The sequence below is a fragment of the Micromonospora vulcania genome, assembly GCF_042658605.1.
GTDB lineage: Bacteria > Actinomycetota > Actinomycetes > Mycobacteriales > Micromonosporaceae > Micromonospora > Micromonospora vulcania.
Map to the genome: position 1 here is coordinate 295,573 of NZ_JBHSQS010000005.1, position 17,007 is coordinate 312,579.

Consider the following 17,007-nt stretch of genomic DNA (forward strand, 5'->3'; position numbering starts at 1 on the left):
GCAGACATCACCGACCCTTCGGGCCTCGCGGCTTGTCGGTCTACGCCAGTGCAACGGGCATGGTGTGTGCGGTGCTTGCTGAGGCTGCCGCTGTATGGGCGACGAGGACGGCGTGCAGTCCGGCCTCCAGGCAGGCACCTTCGTTGCCTTGACCTAACAGCGCTGCGTGGAATGCGCGGTGTTCGCCAAGCAGTGGGTCCGCCGGCTGCAGCGCGAAGCGGATGATGTCGCCGGGAGCTACGCCCCGGTAGGCCGGATGGTCAGCCGCGGGTGCGGAGGCGCCGTTGCTGCACCATGTCAGTGATGCGGCGATGGTGTCGGCGATGAGGCTGCCATGTTCCCCGGTCACGACGATGATGCGTTCGGGTGCCGGGGTCAGCCAGTTGACGCGGTGCTGGGCAATGGTGCCGTCGGCGAGCTGGGCGATCGCGGCGAGTAGGTCCTCGTGGGGCCGGCCGCTGCGGTGCGCGGTGCGGGCGGTGATCGAGGTGTATCGCTGACCGGTCAGGTCGGCGGTCAAGTCGATGTCGTGGGTGGCCAGGTCGTGGATGACGCCGACGTCGGCGATCCGGGCGGGGTAAATGCCGGTGCGGCGGGTGTTGATGTCGAAGACGTCGCCGAGTAGTCCGTTCTTCAGTCGGGCGCGCAGTCCGGTGATCGCCGGGTTGAAACGCTCGGTGTATCCGACCGCGGCCGGCAAGCCGGCCGTTCGGTAGGCGTCGACCAGGCGGCGGGCCGATTCCGGGTCGGGAGCCAGAGGCTTCTCGATGAGCGTCGGAACGCCGGCGGCGGCGAGACGCAGACCGAGTTCGGTATGCCGTGAGGTGGGTGCTGCCAGGACGGCGTAGTCGATGCCGTGGCGCAGCATGTCGTCGAGGTCGGTGAACAGGGCGATGCCGTCGGCGATGCGGTGGGGGTCACCGGCCGGGTCGACGGCGGCGACCAGGTCGACGCCATCGAGCGCGCGCAGTGCTCGGGCGTGGTGCCTGCCCATGTGCCCGAGTCCGACGAGGCCGGCGCGTAGCCCTCGGCCGGTCATGCCGCCAGCTGCTCTCGGCGGGCGTGCCGGAGAACGGTGGTGACAATCCGGTCAAGGTCGGCGCGGGCGAGCCCGGGATGCACGGGCAGCGACAGCACCTGGGCGGCGGCGGTATCGGTGTGGGGCAGGTGGGCGGCGGTGCGGTAGGCCGGGCTGCGGTGCAGCGGGACCGGGTAGTGCACGGAGCAGCCGACCCGGTCCTCGAGCAGGGCCTGGGCGAAGGCGTCACGGCCGTCGTCGACGCGGATCGTGTACTGGTGGTACACGTGTCCGGCGCCGATGCCGGTGGTCGGTGGGGATATGCCGGCGACACCGGCCAGTGCGGCGTCGAGGTGCGCGGCGTGGGCCCGGCGGGCCGCGGTGCGAGCGGGGAGCTTGCGCAGTTGGGTGCGGCCGATCGCGGCGAAGACGTCGTTGAGGCGCCCGTTCGTGCCGACGATCTCGTGGCAGTAGCGGGTTTCCATGCCGACGTTGCGTAGTAGCCGCAGCGTGCGGGCCAGGCCCGGATCGGCGGTGGTGATCATTCCGCCTTCGACGGACTGCATGTTCTTGGTGGGGTAGAAGCTGAACGCCGCAGCGGTGCCGAATGTGCCGACGGGGCGTGCGTGCAGGGTCGCGGCGTGGGCCTGGGCGGCGTCCTCGATCAGCGCGATTCCGTGCCGTCTGGCCAGCGTGAGCAGGGCGCCGAGGTCGGCGGGGTGGCCGAACAGGTGCACCGGGATAATCGCCGCGGTGCGGCTGGTGACGGCTTCGGCGGCCGCGGTGGGGTCGAGGCAGAACGAGACCGGGTCGATGTCGGCGAAGACGGGTGTCGCACCGGTGAGGCGGACCGCCGCGGCGGTGGCGGCGAAGGTGAACGCCGGGATGATGACCTCGTCGCCGGGGCCGATGCCCAGGCCGAGCAGGGGCAGCCACAGGGCGGTGGTGCCGGAGTTGACGGCGATGCAGTGCCGGCCGTCGACGAGGTCGGAGAACTCGTCCTCGAACGCGGCGACTTCGCGGCCTTGGACCAGTGCTCCGGAGCGCAGTACCCGGACGGCTGCGGTGATGTCGTCCTCGTCGAGGTGAGGGCTGGCCACCGGGATCACGTCGATCATGGGGGTGTCCTTTCCTGCCGGGCGCCGCCCGGGCAGGAAAGGCCGGGCGGTCAGTGTGCGGGGTTGGCGGGATCCCACCCGTGGTGCAGGTAGGCGGTGCTCTGGGTGCGTAGCGCGTCAGCGCAGGCGCGTAGCCGGCGGGCCATGTGCGGGGCCATGAGTTCGTCCCACTGCTGCGGCCCGGTCAGGCGCCATTCGCTGAGCTCGTCGGTCTGCAGGCTCACGCGCTGTTCGGCCTGGTTTTGGGTGATGCGGCCGCCGTCGAACAGGAAGTTCGCCAGCGCGGGCCTGCCGTCGGGTTGCGGGGGAACCCAGTCGAGGACCAGGAGCCGGCCGGGTTCCAGGTCCAGGCCGAGTTCTTCCTTGATCTCCCGGCAGGCTGCCTGCCAGGGGTATTCGCCGTGCTCCAGCCCTCCGCCGGGAATTTCCCAGGTGTCGGTGCGGTAGCTGGGCCGCACGAGCAGGATCCGGCCGTGCTCGTCGTGCAGGATGGCACCGGCACCGGTGATGCTTTTCGGCAGGCTGGCGTAGTATTCGGCAGGAGGTAGCGGGACTCGACTCATGCCGGGCGACGCTAGCCAACCATGGGGGCAGGCGCACTCCTGCCACCCCGCGTACCCCGAATGGGTGACCGGGCGGGCCGTCACCCATCGCAGGCGTCCGCGGGGTCGCCGAGCAGGTGCAGCTCGTCGCCGTGGCGGATGTATCCGCGCGAGCAGCGCGGGCACCGCAACGTGTCGGCGAGGGTGCGCCCGCAGGTACACACCCAGCCGCATTGGCGGGCCGGGTTGCCCGCGACCAGGGCGTAGGGCAGGACGTCGCGCACGACGACCGCGCCGATCGCGACCAGGGCGTCATGCCCGACCGTGACCCCCGGCGCGATCATGGCGCCCGCGCCGATGGTGGCCCGCCGGCCGACGGTGACCGGGCACTGGTCGAAGTCGGTGTGCTCCTTGCGGCGCCCGTCCGGCGTGGTGGCCCGCGGCGCGGGGTCTTCCAACAGCGCGGCGTGAGGGCTGATCATCGCGTCATCGGCGATGGTCGCGCCGAACACGCACGCGTAGTTGCCGAGTTTGACGCGGTCGCCGAGCTGGCTGCCGGCGCCGACGTAGGCGCCTTTGCCCAGGGTGCAGTCCGCGCCGATGCGCGCGCCGGCGGCGACCTGCGCCTGATGCCAGAGCCGGCTGCCGGCGCCGACGACGGCGCCGTCATCGACAACACCCAGCTGCGTCTCAGCGGCTCCCGGCCCTGCGGGGTCCTCGTCAGCGGCCGGACCCACGGTGTCGAGGTAGGAGAGCAGGTCGTCGACGTGCCGGGCGCCGGCCAGGACATGGTCGGGGACCGTGACGCCGGTGGCCTGCTCCACGGTGTGGACCAGCACGAGGCGGTCCAGGGAATCCAAGCCGAGATCAGCGAAGGACCGGTCGCCCGCGATGAGCCCGGGCTGGGGCCGAACCGTGGTGACTGCGGCCAGGAGAGCCGTCCGCAGCGTGGCGGTGTCAGCGCTGAGCATCGGGAGTGCCTTTCATCCGTCGAGGCAAGGCGAACAGGGCAGGGACGACTTCGACGACCGGGGCGGAACGCCACAGACGACGCAGCGCCGCTCCCTGCGCGCAGGCGTCGTCGAGCAGCACCCGTAGAGCGAGTTCGACGAAACCGGCGAACTGTTCGGCCGCAGCCGCCGGCAGGCTCGCGCCGCCCTGCAGCAGGTGCTCGATCAGCGCCTGCGCGGCGCCGGCGTCCAACGCGTCGCCGGCGGTTGGGGTCGGCATCGGGCGCAGGACCCGGTACGGGTGGTCGTCGAGCGCGCCGGGTGCGGTGATCTCGTCAGCAATCAGGGCAGCGATGCGCGGTGCGAGCAGGACCCCGCACCGGTAGGTGGCGGTCGCCACCAGCAGGCCCGGGTCGCGGGTCCGGCCCAGCAGCGGCAGGTGGTCCACCGTGTACGGGCGCAGTCCGACCCGGTGGCTGCACAGCTGCGCCCCGGCGAGGCGGTGGTCGAGCAGGGTGCTCGCGTCGGCGGCCAGCACGGCCAGTTCGTCGAGCGTGACCGGGCGGGTGCGCTCGGCGCTGGTGGTCAGCCGGTTCGTCGCCCCCAGATACATGGTGCCGTCCGCGCGGGGGACCAGGTGCGCGCCGCACGCGAACGCCGCGTTCGGGGTCCGGACCACGTGCGGCACGCTGATCGCGGGGGCGTGCAGGAGCACGCTCGCGCCGCGGCCGGCCAGGATGGGCGGCACCCCGACCCGGCGTCCGGCCTGCTCCAGCAGCGACGCCGTCGCAGCGCCGGCCGCCAGCACGACGTCGCCGGCTTCGACCCGCGTGCCGTCGGCACACCGCACGATGCCGGTCGTGACGGCGGTCGCGGTGGTGTCGTGCCAGGCTGCCCGCGGGTGGCGGCGGACGATCCGGGACAGGGCCTGCATCAGGGCGCCGCTGTCGATGCGGGCCTCGGTCGGCAGCCACAACGCGCCCGCCGTGTCGACTGGCGTACGCAGTCCCGGAATCTGCTCGGCGTCATGCTCCTCCGCCGGGTGCCCCGCCGCCCGCGCCGCAGCCGCGATCGGTGCCAACTGCGCCAGCCGCCCGGCCGGCGCCAGTACCCAGGTGCCCGCCACCGTGGACACCGCCGGTTCACCACTGGCGGCGAGGCGGCTCAACCAGACCGGGTACGCCTGGTGAGCGGCGAGCCGTTCACCGGTCTCCACCGCGACCCGCTCGGCCGGGTGGCCCGGCTCGATCTCCGAGAACGTCGACAGCATCGCCCCGGCGGCCCGAGTCGCCTGCCCCGCGTGGTCCCCGCCGTACGGGCCGATGACCGCCACCGTCAACCCTCGGGCCAGCAGTTCCTGCGCGACAGCGAGCGCGACCACTCCGACGCCGACCACCGCCACGTCGTAGGTCTCAGGCATCGCCGACACCGGCCTCGGCAGTGACGAGCTGCGCGATCGCCGTCGCCTCGAACGCGACCTTGGTCTGCAGGAGGCACCGACGGACGCTCGTGACCGCGAACCGGGGATCGCCCAGGGCGGTACGACCGTGAGCGATGCGCCGCTGATCGGCGATGAGCAACTGCCCGCGGCCCAGCATGACCGCCCGGGTCTCGACGCTCAGAGCCTGCGCGAAGCGACGCAGCACCGGCAGGTGCTCGTGGTTGCGGGGGTCGTCGAGCACCTTGCCGGCCCACCGGATCCACGGCCAGCCACCACCCTCGGTGGCAGCCACCACCGGGAACGGCAGCAACGGGGCACCCACCCCGAGCAGGCCATCCGCCCGGCCCTCGAAGACCTCAGTCCGGCGCAGCAGAGCCTGCTCCGCGTCGGTCAGATGCGCCAGCGCCTCCTGCAGATCACCGATCAGCGAGACGCCGCCGCCGGCCGGATCCGGGCGCAGCACCAGCAGACTGGTGTAGTCCGGCACGTGGTGCACATTCGGTGCGTCAACGTGCAGCGCCTGCGCCCCGAAACCGCCGAACGACGCCTGATCATGCTCCGGCGACGACTCGCCGCCGATCCACAGCCCACCGCCCTGGTCGATGGAGAAAAAGGGTCGGCCCAGCGTGGCGAGCAGCCCTGCGGCTGCCCGTTTCACATCCTCGTCACCGAGGCGCTCCGGCAGCGCGACCACCGCCCAGCCCGGCGCGGTCGGTACGGCCCGGGCCAGCCGCCGCCGGAGCGCATCGAGCACCGCCCTGGCATCCGGTGCCTCGAGCACCTGGCGTGCCGCGACCACGTTCGCCGCGGCCCACCGGTGCCCCTCCATCTCCAACGTGCACACCTGCGCCAACCGACGCGCCAACGCGCTCGGCACGACGACCCGCACCGGATCTGCGAACAACATGACGACCTCTTCCCGAGCCGCTGCCTGCCGGCCCCGCTTGTGGTTGGTGCATCCATCACCGCCCATTGCCACCGCCTGCCGGTAGCTGCTGTGCAGGGCCCGCAACGCGTTTGCATAACCCGCACAACGCGACCCGCCACCTCGCCATGACAGTCGGTTACCGTGACGAAGGTGGATGCCAGCGAGCGCAGACCAGCACCGACCCACCCGATGTGGCAGTCCCCGGAACTACGCGCTGCCGTCGCCCGCGACGACGCCGGAGCCGTCATCCGCCTCGTGCGTCAAGCCGCCGGTCTGACTCAGAGCGAACTCGGGCACCTGTGCGGATACTCCGGCTCGACGATCTCGCGCCTCGAACGCGCCCCACTGCACGACATCGACGTCCGCCGCCGACTGGCCCACGCCCTGTCCATCCCCGCGGTGATGCTCGGGCTCTCGGATGACCTCCGGCGACACGACGGCCGTGCCGCCCACACCTCGGCCGCGAGCAACCCCGAGGCCGATAGGCTCCGCCGATCAGGCGACGGCGAAGGCGGCGACTTCATGCGACGACGGACCTTCCTGGCAGGCGCAGCAGTGACTGCGGTCGCCGGCCTCACCGCTGGCTCCGGGCCGGTCCCGGCGACCAGTCTCGAAGCGCTGCTGCTCACCGGCGGCTCCATAGCTCCGCCGATGGCACCTGACGCGCTCACCACCGGACTCGCTGCGGCGAGCCGTGCCTACGCCGACAGCCGCTTTGCAGAACTCACCCGCGGGCTTCCCAGCCTGCTGTCCGGTCTACACATTGCCCGCGACCAGGCGACCGGCCGCCAGCGCGAAGCGCTCGCCGGCCACCTCGCCCGGGCGTACGTGCTCGCCTCGTCGGTCAGCACGAAGCTCGGCGACGACGCCATCGCCTGGGTACTCGCCGACCGCGCCCTGACCGCCTCCCGGGAAACCGGCAACGGGGTGGTGATGGCCGCCGCCACCCACACCGTCGCGATCGCCATGCGCCGCGAGGGCCACCACGACGGCGCCCTGCATCTGCTCACCACCACCGCCGAGGGCCTGGGCGCCGACTCCGGCGGAGCCGACGCGGCCCTCATCGCGGCGTACGGGAACCTGCTGTGCACCGCCGCGTACAGCAGCGCCCAAGCGGGCAACGCCCCGGCCGCCGCCGCATTCATCGACGAAGCCGCCGCAGCCGCCGGCCGGCTCGGCGGGACCACTGTGCCCGGCACCGTCGTGCCGCTGAGTCCGGCCACCGTCGCCATATACAAGATCGGCGTCTACACCGCACTCGGCGATACCGGCACCGCACTGCGTAGCGCCGAAACCGTACGACCGGCAGAGTTGCCCAGCACCGAACGGTACGGCCGCTTCTGCGTGGACACCGCCCGCGCTTGGACCCACCACGGCAAACCCGACCGCGCCGTTCAGGCCCTACTCTCCGCGGAACGGCACGCCCCCGAAGAGGTCAACCGCCCCTCGGTCCGCGACCTCGTGTCATCGCTGCTGTACGCCCCGACAGCAACCCCGGCAGGGCTTCGCGATCTCGCAACCCGCGTCGGCGCCACCACCTGACGGTCAGAACCTGCCTTAGCTCTTAAGCGCCACTGACAGGCCGAATCGACGGCAAGCCTTGGTGCTATCCTTCCCGACCGTCGGGAAGCAACTCGGCCGCCCGATGAGCCATGGTGGCAAAGATCCCGTCGACATCGGTCTCGCCTGGTGTCAGAAGGGGTAGCTCGACCGGCTCCGGCCCGCAACGAAATAACACCATCTCATGGAGGTTGCGGATACAAACCCACGAAAGGCGCATGGGTAGAATCCAGTCGAACAGTCCCCCGAAGTCGCCGCACAATTTCTTATCGCCTAGGTTACGTCTGTAGGTCTCAGTCGCCTCCATGGTCCCGTGAACTGGCTGCGAGAGTTTGCGATAGTACTGGTAGAAGGAGCCAATGCCTATTTCGACCATCATGTCCCGCATGCTTGGAAGCCGACGCAAGGACGAATAACCAACTGGCAGGCGCGCCTCAACCCCTGTCCTGAAATCCTTAATAGCGCAGGCCCTTCGCAGGTGCTTATCGCGAATCGCGGTATCGCCGATCTCCTTAGTGGCCGACTCCTCAAACCGCTCCCATTCGTGCAAAAGTGCTAGCCAGCGCACCTCGCCCATGAAGCGATCTGTTGGCTGGAGCAGCCAGATCGCGCGCACGGTGTGCTCCAGCGCCGCGCGCGCGCATTGCGTTGCCGCATTAGCCAAACCCATGTCGGTTCGCGCCATGAGGCACACGCCTTCAACTGATCGAACCGCAAGGCTTGCTAGATTCCACGCCTCTATAGGAGCCTCCCACTCCCCTGATGGGGTAGCGGAGATTCGCTTGCTAACGAAGGCCGAAGCACCCGCTTGGACAACTTCTGCGACGTCTAGCAGGGTGGGGTCGGGCATCTGAATCAGGGTCACGGCATTACTTTCAATGGTTGGAACCCCGGGCGCAACCGAGAAATGCGGGCGTGAGAACGCGCCGCACGTCGGCGTGAAAGGCTGTCCCGCCGGCTGACGGACCATCATGGGCGGCGCTGATGTCATCGACAGAGACCGGGTGAACCTCAGGGTTGTGGTGGGACCTGGCTCACCGCGCCACTGTACTGAGCCGTCCTACGGTCCGGCGGCCGTCAGCTCGTCGACGCGTGGTAGTTCAGAGGACAGGTACCACCGGTGATGCCTGCTACTGGCGTCGGGGCACTGGGGTCGACGCTCCGCCTAAGCGCAGTGATCGGTGGGCACCGTCGAGGAGTTCGGAGTAAGTGACCACCTTGATCCGGCTCAGGTGCGAATTGTAGGTGCGGATGGCCTCAGCAATTTCCTCGGCCGTGAGCTGCTCTCGGACAAACGCTGGGTCGCCGATGACTACGGTCATCGAGGCGCGGCGGCAGTCCACGCCGTACTCGGCGAGCAGCGCATGGCGTTGCTCGTCCAGGCCGCGCAGGTAGTTCATTGCCTGCACGACAGCCTCGTGTACCGGTGCTCCGACAACGGGCCGGCCGCGGTGGACGACCACGAGTTTCGGGATGTTCGCCTGTTTGATCTCGACGCCGTGCAGGGTTCCGTCCCCGCGGATGAGCGGGATGTCCAGCTGGTCACTAAGCGACAGCGCTCGCCGGGCCGCGGCACCCATGTACTCGCCGCCGAACACCCAGGTGTGTTGCTCGAGCAGTCGCTGGATGGCCGGTTCTCGGGTGTCCGGGTCGCGGATGAGACGGCGCAGGTCGCCCAGCGCAGCGGTCCGATGTCGGCGGATCACCAGATCGGCGAGTTCTGCGGCGTCGGCCAGCTCCGGCATCGCGCCGTCGGGCACCGCGCGCAGCCGGTCAGTGGCATGCTGGATCGCCTCGGCGTCTGACAGTCGAGCGGCCGGCGGCTGGGTGGACGGCCCGGCGTCGTTGACGGAGCGGGTTACAGCGAGCCGTAACGTCTGGCGCCGGCGCCGGGGTTGCTCTTCCGGCGCCAAGAATGGAGCGAGTTCGGTAACTGGATGCACACGCAACAGCGGTGCCCGGAAACGCCGCTGCTCGTGGGCGGGTTGCCAGGTGCGGCGGCGTGGAGTCATTATCGGCGGAGGCGTCGCGACGTCGATCCAGCCTTCGACCGGGCGCTCCTGGTCAACAACCGCCTCGCCGAGATAGATGACCGGCTTCCTGCCGCTGCTGTGAAAGATCCGCAATGGGATTCCGGAGCGCAGGTGTCCCAGAACGAGCCGGTTCTCAGAGCTAACCGGCTCCGCGGTGGGGGCGGTGTTGGTAATCTCCTCCGGCTTTCCGACGAAGGTCAGCGCACCGTCATCGGCCCACCGAAAGGTGAACGGTGCACCATTGGAGCCTGCCCCGAGGAATACGAAGGTATTGGGTGTCGTGCCGCAGCGCACGATCGCGCCCTGACGCTGGCCGCCGTAGGTGTCGTGCACGTCCCTGCGGCTGACCACTGCGCCGGGCTCGAGATTCCAGGCGACCGGCCATTCGAGGCGACCAGGCGTTTCAACCGCTCGCATCAGCGTCTGCCATGCCTCGTCAGAGATCTCGAGTAGCGGCACCGGCCGGGATTGAGCCCTGCGTGCGTACCGAGCCTTCGCGCTGGCGGCGATGCCCGATAGCAACCGCAGCGGGGCGGGTGCGCTCAGGTAGGTCTCGTCGAACCGGACGGCGATTCTTCGCGGGTCGCACCGCAAATAGAAGCGCCCCTCATTGAAGGTGTGGTCGGCGACTACAGCCGTGGTGTGACCGTGCGCGACGACGCCGCCATGGCGGCCCACGCGGATCAGGGCGACGGCGTCGCCCTCTGCGACCTCGGCCACATGGTGGTCATCTCGGCCGGTGCAATGCGATGTCTCCCAATCGCCCGGGATCGGCCGTGGCGGTGCCTCGTAGGCCCTCGACCCGTGGTCCACCGCCATCAACCAGTACGCCACCGATTCTCCTCGCCGTCTCGGCGCCAGAAGCCATCATCATCACCGCCGCGGTTGAAGCCGGCTGACGACAAGGCGTCACGATATCGGCAGGATCTGACACTCTCGAGGGGCGGATGTAGCCAGCGTCGGTGAGCACTTCGGTCGCGGCGACCTCTTCGCCAACCTGCACCCAATCTGCTCTCAGTTGCAAGGTCGGGCCAACCAACGGCTCCTTACCGCCTTGACCTGCGCACACTTCGCTGCCAGACAACATAGGGCGTTGTCGACTGCTGGGCAGAACCGCGGAGCACTCCGCGGGAAACAGGACGCCGAACTGACTCTGACCTACGGAAACGTGGAGCCGCAGGTAGGAGTGGGTGCAGTTGAGGGGTTTGGTGCCGTTGGACGCAGGTCAAGGCCGTTCAGGGCAACTCGCTACTGCCAAACCGCTCCCCCTCCCTGGGTTCCGAACCGATCCGCTCGGCCGCCGCCAGACAGTCGGCACGGCGGAGCCACGCCGCGTATCGCTACAGCTCGAACCAATCTCCCGCGCGAGCAGGATCACCGGTGCGAACAAACTCCTCGACCACCTGCCAGGCGCGATCGACATCAAGCACGAAGTCGGCGGTGAACTCAACCAGATCGTCCATCACCAGGACTTCCGCACTCGAGTCCCCGGGCTCATCCGCGACCAGCAGCGATATGACACCCGTACCCGACATTAGATGGATGACCGCCGCAGACCCCAGGAAACCCAGCGCGCATACGGAAAACTTGGCATCTCCCCGGACCTCAAGGTAACCCTGCCCCTGGGCACGCAACTCACTGAACCGCTCTACAAGGTCAGCGAAACCCGAGCGCTCAGTCGAAACGAACGTCCCAGACGTCGGGGACGAAGCGCTCCATAAGATGTCCACCCTGCCTCCTCAACCGCGCCCGCGGCTTCGGCTTCGGAGACCCCCAAGGTCCGCCGCCGACCGAGGGCGCGAGTCCGATGGCGACCCCGGCGGTAGGCCAGGTTGCCACGGGCGCCGTTGGACGCAGTTCAAGGCCGTTCAGGGCAACCTGCTGCTCCAACCTGCTCCCCCTAAACAGGCTCGCACCGGGCCGCCGACCGATCGTGAGATGCCGGCCCAGTGCTTTGGTTGGCACCAGCGCTGGCTCCCGCAGCCGCAGCAGTCAAGCACGCTCACGATCGCCGCGCCTTGTCATCGGGGAAACAGCGCGCCGCCAGGTTGCCGGAGACGTTCGCCCACTGTCGATGGGACTGTCGTAACCAGCGCTTAGGCTCGCACGGTGAGCATGAACGGCAACTGGCTGCGCGTTTCGTCGGACGAACTGGAGCAGGCGAGAACTGACCTCGGCTGGGCCTGGGTGGCCCACTATCTGCCAGGCGTCCAGACCTTCGTCGCTGCAGCCGCCAGGGATGGCGCCGCGGTGATCTGCTGGCTTGACTGATCGGCGGCTCAGCCACTGGAGCGCCGGTAGCGCTCATGTCAGACCGTCGAAACGCAATCGAAGTGACCGTCAGGTGTGGCTCTTGACCGAGACGATAAAGGGGTGGGTAGTGTGTACCCATGACACGCGTTGACTTCCGGCACCTCGCGAGCTTCCTCACCCCATGCCACGCCGCCACGGTCGACGACCCGGCCGAACTGAACCGTCTTGCCGGCCTGGTCGACACCGACACATCCGAGTGCATCGCCGGCTTCATCTCACAAGCCGGCCGGGTGCTCGGTGAAACGGTGAAATCGGGTGAGACCGTCCTATACGAGAGCGACATCACGCTGGACGCCGACGGTGACTGGGAGCCCGGAACCCCGACCCGAATGTGGATCTTGACAGCCGGCACTCGTCCGGAGGACGTATTCGACGACGCCGCCCGCGTCTTCCTGGCCCAAAGTCTGCGCACCGGAGCCGCCAGCCAGTTCTGTGGATGGCGGGACCGGGTTGTGGCAATCGTGCCCGAGGAAGTCGGCCCCAAGGAGTCGAAGATCATTCGCACCATGCCAGGCGGGGGTATTGAGGTCGTGCACACGTACAACGTTCTTGATGCCTACGGCACCTACGCCCGATGGGTCACCGACCTTGCCCTGGAGTACGGAAGCGGTGACGAGGCAATTGCTTCTGACACACCCCGACCGCCCGGCATGGCGCGATCGGTCGTGAGCGCATGGCTGATGCGCGAGGCGGGCGAGGCACAGCTCCAGCAAGCCCGCCACTCCCTGAAGTTCGGCTTAGCGGGGTACTCGCGGATGCCGAGTGAGGAGTTGCCGATCGCCGAACTCGCCCGTTCCCTTTACACCGACCGCGCGAACTTGACGAAGGTCATTAAGGCGGCCGAAAAGGATGCCAGGATCACCGGGATCCTCGACGCTATCGCGTCCGGGGACACCGACCGGATCATCACGACTCTTCGCAACGGGTAGAACGGCCGGACCTCTGCCGAGCTCAGACGGCTGTCCGAGCCGGGGCCGCCATGGGCCGTCGGCGGCAGCTGGGGCGGCGCTTTGGGAGGCGTTCGGGTGTAGGGCCATTGGGGTGGTGGGCTCCTTCCACGGCACGGCTTCTCGCATCACGCGCGGTGAGCAGTGTCCTGTCGGGCGCACCAGCGGAAGCGGACATCTTGTGTGGCTCAGCCGTGTTGCCCGGAGGCTGCGGCAGCACGGGGGTGGGCCGCCCGCTCCATGCCTGCCGCAACATCGGCGACACGCGCTCAGACAGTCATTCGGCCCTGCGGGTCTGCGTCAGCCAGCGAGACCGCCCCAACTCCCGGATCCGCTTCATGTTGGCGCCAGACGGTGCCTCGTCAATGCCCTGTTTGTCGGCTAGACATGATCGTTAGCAGGGGTGGAAACTCACACAATGGCTCCGGGTTCGCACAGTGCAGCGCCTAACGCGGTCGGGTATCAGCATCAGACCTGGTGGGCGTTGGTGGAGCTTCTGGGCTCCGGGGCTGACAGACCGGACGCGTCCATCAGTCTTGAGTTGCATGACGACGTCGCCTGGGAAGCGGACAACAACCCGACTCATCTGCTCCAAGTCAAGCATCACCAGCTGACACACCGGGCACTGACCGATACCTCGCCGGACGTTTGGCGAACGTTGAAAGTATGGATGGATACCGCGACGCCGGGCGACGCGTCCGGGCCGCAGCTGCTCCTGATCACGACCCAGACAGCGGCTGCTGGAACAGCGATCGCCGCCCTGCGGCCGGAGACGCTCGACGAGAAGACCGCCCTCATCGGGCTGGAAGCTGTGGCTAGAGACACGACCTCACAACAAACCAAGGCGGCACGGGAGCAGTTCCTCGATCTGAGTCCGGCAGACCGCCGAGCCTTCCTCACGAGGATGCGCGTGATCGATGGATCGCCGCACATCCATGACGTGCCCGCGCTGGTTCGCACGCACCTTCACTGGGCGCTGCCGACGGGGCACGAGGAGTTGTTCTTAGCGATGATCTGGCGCTGGTGGGACGAGCAGGCACTGGCCATGTTGCAGGGCAGGCTCTCGAGCCTCGATGTCGGCGTGGCGCGTTCGGCGATCGCCGACATCCGCGACCAGTTCACCAGCGAGAGCCTGCCGACCCTGGTCGAGTTGCTGGACGTCGATGGCGAGACGGTCGCCGCGGAGTACCGGACCCATACGTTTGTGCAGCAGATGCAGTGGGTTGCCTATCCGCCGCGGAACCTGCAGAAGGCGATCGTGGACTACTACCGCGCTTACGTCCAAACGGTGCGGTGGCTCGACGAGGACCTCATCGGTGTGGCTGAGCTAAACAGATTCGAGGCCGAGCTGGTCGATGAGTGGGATCGTGAGTTCGACTGGATGCTTGACACGCTCGATGACGACGCGGACGAGGCCGCCAAGCAAGAGGCTGGCAAGCAGATGCTGCGGCAACTTCTCGCGCAGACGGGCATCAGCGTCCGTGCGCGTTACAACGAGCCGTTCTTCGTTCGCGGCAAGCGCCACGTCCTAGCTGATGCCGGCCGGATCGGCTGGCACCCCGACTTCGAGAGCCGTATCGAGAGGCTGCTGCAGGTCGCCGCATGAGCGGGCACATCACCGTCTTCACGCAGAGCGACGCCCCGGGGGATCTGTGACGGCGTGGATTGACCGGCCGCCAATCACGGCGGCGATGCTGAACCCCGCGCTGATCGCGTCGATCCTTGCTACCGCCGCTGACGGGTACCGCAAGGAGTCCGACCGGGCGATGCCGTGGCCGATGGCCTTCATCATCGTCCCGTTAGTCCTGCACCGCGGCACCCGCCAAGCGCTGCCTACCTCGGTCAGAACTCACCTCGCGACGTGGACCTCCCGCAATCCAGTGTTGCGCGCCGGATTCCCGCCCCGCGCCCAGGGTCTTGTTGAGCCGGTGAGGGAGGGGGTGCGGTTCGGTCTCACCCACGGTGCCCTCACCCTCGAGGGGAACGCGTTACGAGGTAGGACGCGTCGACCAAAGGGGTTTCAGATGCCCGACGAACTTGCGGACATCCTCCGCAGGGCGAGCTTTGTTGGCCGTTGGTTGGCCAAGATTGACAACACCGCGACAGTATTTGCCGTACTCGGCGTGACACCCTGACCACTGTGCAGCTGCTCGCGATCATCCTCTACAGCACCCACGGACGTCGGCGCGTCCTCAACTTCACCACCGGCGCGCTCAACATCGTCACCGGGGAGTCCAAGACGGGAAAGAGTGCTCTGCTCGACATCGTCGAGTACTGCCTGGGTCGCGATACGTTGCAGATGCCGATTGGCCCGATCACCAGCACCGTGTCCTGGTACGCGGCGTTGTTCGAGCTGGACAGCGGTCGAGCGTTCGTCGCGCGACCCGCACCTGATGTAGGCAAGGCATCTACCCAGCGCGCGATGTTGGAGTTCGGTAGCGACCTGGCCCCGCTAGAGTTCGATGACCTCGTCGTGAACGCCGATTCGGATGCTGTTCGGGAGCAACTCGGGCGCCGCATTGGCATCGAGGAGAATCTGCACGAGCCGCCGGTAGGGTCGGCCCGGTACCCGTTTGAGGCGCACATCGGTCACGCCGCGTTGCTGTGCCTGCAGCGGCAAGGCGAAATCGCCGCCCGCGACTCGCTGTTTCACCGCCAAGGCGACCAAGGCATGGCGCAGACCCTCAAAGACACCATCCCGTACTTCATCGGCGCCGTACCGCGCGACCAGGCACTCAAGCGCGCCCAGCTCGCCGCCGCCCGTCGCGAGCTGCGGCGCACGGAAACAACCTACCGGCAAACACTTCGGGCAAGTGAGGCCGCCGACGCGGGCCTAGCGACACTCTGGCGCGAGGCATACGCCCTCGGCATGGTCGACACCCCACAACCGGCGGACCGCTCCACCACAGTCGGCATTCTGCACACCGCCGTCACCGCAGCGGTCAGCGCCCCGGAAACACTCGACTCCGAGACCGCCAACCGCATAGCCGGGCTGCAGCGGGAGCGCGACCAACTCCGTGACCAGCTACGCGCCCTCAACGCGGAACGAGACGTGCTCCTACAGCAGAACGACACCGAGACCGACTTCGCCGGGGCGGTCCGCCTCCAGTCCGCGAGGCTGGCAAGCCTCAACCTGCTCGGACTGCCCACCAACGGCAACACAGCAACTGCCACCGACACCATCGATGATGCACCGCCCTGCCCGCTGTGCGGCTCGCAGCTCACCGAACCAGACCCCTCACCAGAGCAACTACGGCAAAGTCTGGTACAGCTCAACAGCCAGCTCAACGGCATAGACGCGGCACGACCCGCCCGGCGCGCCGCCCTGCAGGCGCTCGACGAGCAGGCCACCTCACTGCGCAACCAACTCAGAGCGGCCGAGGGGGTCATCCAGGCGCTCACAGCAAGCCAGACGGTCACCGAACAACTTCCCGACACCGCACGCAGGGACTTCACCCGCGGCCGTATCCACGCGACGCTCGCCGCGCTGCCTGGCAGCTCGGACGCCGAGCTGGCGCGACTCCGCCGTCAATACGAGACCACCCTCGGGCAGGTGCAAGCGCTCGAAGCGGAGCTCGACCCGGCCGAGGAACGCGAACAACTCACCTCACGCCTGGTGTCCATCAGCCAGGACATGACCCGGTGGGCCGACCGCCTCCAGTTGGAACACCGCGGTGGGAGCGTCCGTCTCGACCTGAACCGCCTCACCGTCGTCACCGACACCGAGCAAGGCCCGGCACCCCTATTCCGAATCGGTAGCGGTGAGAACTGGGTTGGCTACCACCTCATCACCCACCTCGCGCTGCACCGCTACTTCGTACGACAGCACAGACCAGTCCCCCGCCTGCTCATGCTCGACCAACCCACCCAGGTGTGGTATCGATCCGAGGTCGACCCAAAATCGGGCACACCCGGCCAGGACACCGACCGGGAAGCAGTCGGTCGCCTCTTCCGACTGATCTACGACGTGATCGTCGAGCTGACACCCAACATGCAAGTCATCGTCTGCGACCACGCGAACCTGCCCGAGGCTTGGTTCCAGGACTCCGTGGCGCACAACTGGCGAGGCGGAGAAAAACTCATCCCCCAAGAATGGATCGACGAAACACTACCCCGCTAAACCTACCGAAAGCAGTCGCCTCGAACGTGACTTCGTC

15 protein-coding genes are annotated in these 17,007 nt (G+C 68.1%); 6 read left to right on the top strand and 9 right to left on the bottom strand.

What is annotated here, in order from left to right; translation table 11 throughout:
- Positions 1-40 precede the first annotated feature (40 nt).
- From ACFQGL_RS10615 to ACFQGL_RS10640, 6 genes are all read right to left on the bottom strand, one after another.
- Positions 41-1,039 carry a Gfo/Idh/MocA family protein gene (locus ACFQGL_RS10615; protein WP_377509147.1) on the bottom strand — a complete coding sequence of 333 codons (999 nt, stop codon included), beginning with the start codon at positions 1,037-1,039 and terminating at the stop codon, positions 41-43.
- Entirely contained in the window at positions 1,036-2,136 is a 1,101-nt protein-coding gene (locus ACFQGL_RS10620) for a DegT/DnrJ/EryC1/StrS family aminotransferase (RefSeq protein WP_377509150.1), read from the bottom strand. Before ACFQGL_RS10620 ends, ACFQGL_RS10615 begins: the two co-directional genes overlap by 4 nt.
- Before the next feature lie 50 nt (positions 2,137-2,186).
- The gene (locus tag ACFQGL_RS10625) at positions 2,187-2,699 is read right to left on the bottom strand and encodes an NUDIX domain-containing protein (protein WP_377509152.1); all 513 of its coding nucleotides are present in this window, start codon (positions 2,697-2,699) and stop codon (positions 2,187-2,189) included.
- Between the two features lie 80 nt (positions 2,700-2,779).
- Positions 2,780-3,649 carry a DapH/DapD/GlmU-related protein gene (locus tag ACFQGL_RS10630; protein ID WP_377509155.1) on the bottom strand — a complete coding sequence of 290 codons (870 nt, stop codon included), beginning with the start codon at positions 3,647-3,649 and terminating at the stop codon, positions 2,780-2,782.
- Entirely contained in the window at positions 3,636-5,048 is a 1,413-nt protein-coding gene (locus ACFQGL_RS10635) for an FAD-dependent oxidoreductase (RefSeq protein ID WP_377509158.1), read from the bottom strand. Before ACFQGL_RS10635 ends, ACFQGL_RS10630 begins: the two co-directional genes overlap by 14 nt.
- Complete coding sequence (locus ACFQGL_RS10640) at positions 5,041-5,976, bottom strand: TauD/TfdA family dioxygenase (protein WP_377509161.1); 936 nt, start codon at positions 5,974-5,976, stop codon at positions 5,041-5,043. Before ACFQGL_RS10640 ends, ACFQGL_RS10635 begins: the two co-directional genes overlap by 8 nt.
- Before the next feature lie 162 nt (positions 5,977-6,138).
- Between ACFQGL_RS10640 and ACFQGL_RS10645 the strand changes: the two genes are divergently transcribed.
- A complete protein-coding gene (locus tag ACFQGL_RS10645; RefSeq protein ID WP_377509164.1) occupies positions 6,139-7,539 on the top strand; it encodes a helix-turn-helix domain-containing protein in 1,401 nt (466 codons plus the stop codon).
- A gap of 64 nt (positions 7,540-7,603) precedes the next feature.
- Here the strand turns inward: ACFQGL_RS10645 and ACFQGL_RS10650 are convergent, their stop codons facing one another.
- From ACFQGL_RS10650 to ACFQGL_RS10660, 3 genes are all read right to left on the bottom strand, one after another.
- The gene (locus tag ACFQGL_RS10650; RefSeq protein WP_377509167.1) at positions 7,604-8,548 is read right to left on the bottom strand and encodes a DUF5677 domain-containing protein; all 945 of its coding nucleotides are present in this window, start codon (positions 8,546-8,548) and stop codon (positions 7,604-7,606) included.
- Positions 8,549-8,687: 139 nt separating this feature from the next.
- Positions 8,688-10,424, bottom strand: a complete 1,737-nt coding sequence (locus ACFQGL_RS10655; RefSeq protein ID WP_377509170.1) for a Shedu anti-phage system protein SduA domain-containing protein — start codon at positions 10,422-10,424, stop codon at positions 8,688-8,690.
- 506 nt (positions 10,425-10,930) lie between these two features.
- Positions 10,931-11,320 carry a hypothetical protein gene (locus tag ACFQGL_RS10660; RefSeq protein ID WP_377509173.1) on the bottom strand — a complete coding sequence of 130 codons (390 nt, stop codon included), beginning with the start codon at positions 11,318-11,320 and terminating at the stop codon, positions 10,931-10,933.
- Between the two features lie 379 nt (positions 11,321-11,699).
- Between ACFQGL_RS10660 and ACFQGL_RS10665 the strand changes: the two genes are divergently transcribed.
- From ACFQGL_RS10665 to ACFQGL_RS10685, 5 genes are all read left to right on the top strand, one after another.
- Entirely contained in the window at positions 11,700-11,861 is a 162-nt protein-coding gene (locus ACFQGL_RS10665; protein ID WP_377509176.1) for a hypothetical protein, read from the top strand.
- A 119-nt stretch (positions 11,862-11,980) separates the two neighbouring features.
- Positions 11,981-12,832 carry a hypothetical protein gene (locus tag ACFQGL_RS10670; protein WP_377509178.1) on the top strand — a complete coding sequence of 284 codons (852 nt, stop codon included), beginning with the start codon at positions 11,981-11,983 and terminating at the stop codon, positions 12,830-12,832.
- Between the two features lie 505 nt (positions 12,833-13,337).
- Positions 13,338-14,456, top strand: a complete 1,119-nt coding sequence (locus ACFQGL_RS10675; RefSeq protein WP_377509181.1) for an ABC-three component system protein — start codon at positions 13,338-13,340, stop codon at positions 14,454-14,456.
- A complete protein-coding gene (locus ACFQGL_RS10680; RefSeq protein WP_377509184.1) occupies positions 14,386-14,985 on the top strand; it encodes a three component ABC system middle component in 600 nt (199 codons plus the stop codon). The genes ACFQGL_RS10675 and ACFQGL_RS10680 overlap by 71 nt, the downstream gene beginning before the upstream one ends.
- A 5-nt stretch (positions 14,986-14,990) precedes the next feature.
- Complete coding sequence (locus ACFQGL_RS10685; protein WP_377509187.1) at positions 14,991-16,970, top strand: DUF3732 domain-containing protein; 1,980 nt, start codon at positions 14,991-14,993, stop codon at positions 16,968-16,970.
- Positions 16,971-17,007: the final 37 nt, after the last annotated feature.

What these genes read in the sequence shown, in the direction of transcription:
- ACFQGL_RS10615 (WP_377509147.1), bottom strand. Translation starts at nt 1,039, where the DNA reads ATGACCGGCCGAGGGCTACGCGCCGGCCTCGTCGGACTCGGGCACATG.
- ACFQGL_RS10620 (WP_377509150.1), bottom strand. Translation starts at nt 2,136, where the DNA reads ATGATCGACGTGATCCCGGTGGCCAGCCCTCACCTCGACGAGGACGAC.
- ACFQGL_RS10625 (WP_377509152.1), bottom strand. Translation starts at nt 2,699, where the DNA reads ATGAGTCGAGTCCCGCTACCTCCTGCCGAATACTACGCCAGCCTGCCG.
- ACFQGL_RS10630 (WP_377509155.1), bottom strand. Translation starts at nt 3,649, where the DNA reads ATGCTCAGCGCTGACACCGCCACGCTGCGGACGGCTCTCCTGGCCGCA.
- ACFQGL_RS10635 (WP_377509158.1), bottom strand. Translation starts at nt 5,048, where the DNA reads ATGCCTGAGACCTACGACGTGGCGGTGGTCGGCGTCGGAGTGGTCGCG.
- ACFQGL_RS10640 (WP_377509161.1), bottom strand. Translation starts at nt 5,976, where the DNA reads ATGTTGTTCGCAGATCCGGTGCGGGTCGTCGTGCCGAGCGCGTTGGCG.
- ACFQGL_RS10650 (WP_377509167.1), bottom strand. Translation starts at nt 8,548, where the DNA reads ATGACATCAGCGCCGCCCATGATGGTCCGTCAGCCGGCGGGACAGCCT.
- ACFQGL_RS10670 (WP_377509178.1), top strand. Translation starts at nt 11,981, where the DNA reads ATGACACGCGTTGACTTCCGGCACCTCGCGAGCTTCCTCACCCCATGC.
- ACFQGL_RS10680 (WP_377509184.1), top strand. Translation starts at nt 14,386, where the DNA reads ATGCCGGCCGGATCGGCTGGCACCCCGACTTCGAGAGCCGTATCGAGA.